This is a genomic window from Kitasatospora sp. NPDC057512 (assembly GCF_042802135.1).
Lineage (GTDB): Bacteria > Actinomycetota > Actinomycetes > Streptomycetales > Streptomycetaceae > Kitasatospora.
This window is the reverse complement of record NZ_JBHVET010001216.1, coordinates 1-1,406: the sequence shown is the minus strand read 5'-3', so window position 1 is coordinate 1,406 and position 1,406 is coordinate 1. Positions and strand designations below refer to the sequence as shown.

1 protein-coding gene and 1 pseudogene are annotated in these 1,406 nt (G+C 74.8%); one reads left to right on the top strand and one right to left on the bottom strand.

Going from position 1 to position 1,406, the window contains the following annotated elements; all coding sequences use genetic code 11:
- Positions 1–82: 82 nt before the first annotated feature.
- Positions 83–661: a hypothetical protein gene (locus ACFU6K_RS39015; protein ID WP_380671423.1), complete on the bottom strand. Its 579-nt coding sequence runs from the start codon at positions 659–661 to the stop codon at positions 83–85.
- A 539-nt stretch (positions 662–1,200) separates the two neighbouring features.
- On the opposite strand from ACFU6K_RS39015, the pseudogene ACFU6K_RS39010 reads away from it, so the two are divergent.
- A pseudogene (locus tag ACFU6K_RS39010) lies at positions 1,201–1,406 on the top strand (hypothetical protein); the annotation flags it as partial.

Sequence of the window (1,406 nt, the reverse complement as noted above, 5' to 3'; positions counted from 1 at the left end):
GCGTCGACCGGATGCCCGGCGCGGTCCGCGATGCCCTCCGCGGACTGAACCGCTCGGCGCCCGGGGCCGGTGTGGCGGGGGGTCAGCTGAAGGCGGTGACGGCGGTGAGGGTCGAGTGGGCGATGGGCGGGGCGCCGAGCAGGACGTCGACGCAGTTGTCCAGGATCGGCTGGTCGCTGTCGATGTTCAGGGCCGCGGTCAGTGTCTCCCCGGCGAGGCGCGAGGAGGAGCCGGTGACGGTTCCGGTGAGGGTGCCGGCGCCGTCGACCTCGACGACGGCGATGTCGGTGATGGTGCTGCTGGCCTGTGTCCCGTTCTGCAGGTTCCAGGTGAAGGTCGCCGTGGAGCCCGGCGCCAGTACCGGCGGCGTGAGCGGGTTGCAGCTGAGGGTGCCGAACGTGAGCGTCGCGGTGACGGTGCCGCCCACCACGGCCGTCGGGCCGCTCTGGGAGTCGGTGCACCCGGTCGCCGTCCCTCCGATCGTCACGGTGGTGGCCTCCGGGCCGGCCGACAGTGGAGGGCTGAAGGTGACGGCGGCGTTCACGGTGCAGTTCAGGATCTCCGAGGCGGCCGCCGGTGCCGCCTCGGCGGCCGGTGCCACGCCGGCGGCCAGCGCGGCGAGGACGGCGGACACGGTCACGGCGCTTCGACGTACGGACATGTGGGGTTCCCCTTGTTCTCGATGGATGGGAGTGGTGGGAGGGGATCGGCTCGGCACGTCCCCGGGCAGCGCACCGCCCCGGGTACGCCGGGCGGAACGCGTCGGCCAGGCGAAGGTGCCGGCGGGCAGTCGGGGGCCGTTCGCGCAGCCGTTCCGTGGGCCCGACCGTGGGGCCGACCGTGGGGCCATCGTCACAACGGGAATCCCCTGACGCACCTCCTGCGGGGCGAATGGGAACCCCGGTCATCCCGGCCGGAGCCCTGCCCTCCCGCGGATCCGCCTCACCCGGGCCCGTCACCGCGACGCGGCCGGGAGTCGCGCGCCTCCTCCCGCAGACGTCGGGCGGGCCGGGTCGGCGGGGCCGGGCACGGGGCAGGCCACGGGGGCGCCGTCAACTGCCGTGCGGCTGACCGAATGTCACAGTCCGGTCCCTGTCATGTCCTGACGATTGTGACGCCGCGCATGGCACCGAAAGCCGTCGTCCGACCGTCCTGTGGTGTGTTCGAGCAAGCAGTCCACATCGCCATCGGGGAGCCACCATGTCCGTCCGCCGCCGTCGCCCGCTGTTCGCCTCCGCCGTCCTCGTCCTCGGGGCGGGGCTCGCGTTGACCGCCTGCGGGCCCGAGAACACCGACGCGCCCGCCGGCTCGGCGAGCTCCGCGCCCACCAAGGCGGCCGCCGGTGCTCCCTCGGCGGCCGCACCGGCTCCGGGCGCACCGGCTCCCGCCGGCTCGGCGGCGCCCTG

What these genes read in the sequence shown, in the direction of transcription:
- ACFU6K_RS39015 (WP_380671423.1), bottom strand. Translation starts at nt 661, where the DNA reads ATGTCCGTACGTCGAAGCGCCGTGACCGTGTCCGCCGTCCTCGCCGCG.